The following is a 423-nucleotide window of genomic DNA, read 5'->3' as shown; positions in this document are numbered from 1 at the left end:
GCCGCCGTGCTGCGGCCCGGCAAGGCGGTGACGGTGCTGACCTACGGCACCATGGTCTGGGTGTCGGAGTGCGCGGCGCGCGAGGCCGGCATCGATGCCGAGATCATCGACCTGCGCTCGATCTGGCCGCTGGACCTGGCAACCATCGTCGCTTCGGTCAAGAAGACCGGCCGCTGCGTCGTGGTGCACGAGGCCACGGGCACGGGCGGCTTTGGCGGCGAGCTGGTGGCGCTGGTGCAGCAGCACTGCTTCTACCACCTCGAAGCGCCCATAGAGCGCGTGACCGGCTGGGACACACCCTATCCGCATGCCCAGGAATGGGCCTACTTCCCCGGGCCGGCGCGCGTGGGCGCGGCCCTCAAGCGCGCACTGGAGGTCTGACCATGGGTATCTACGCCATCCGCATGCCCGACATCGGCGAGG

At 69.7% G+C, this 423-nt stretch carries 1 protein-coding gene; it reads left to right on the top strand.

The window, feature by feature from the left end:
• The coding region (locus QZH66_RS18525) for a transketolase C-terminal domain-containing protein (RefSeq protein WP_305807250.1) at positions 1-381 on the top strand (381 nt) is incomplete at its 5' end.
• Positions 382-423: the final 42 nt, after the last annotated feature.

The sequence above is a fragment of the Stenotrophomonas sp. YIM B06876 genome (genome assembly GCF_030711595.1).
Lineage (GTDB): Bacteria > Pseudomonadota > Gammaproteobacteria > Xanthomonadales > Xanthomonadaceae > Stenotrophomonas.
This window is presented reverse-complemented; position numbering and strand designations above follow the sequence as displayed.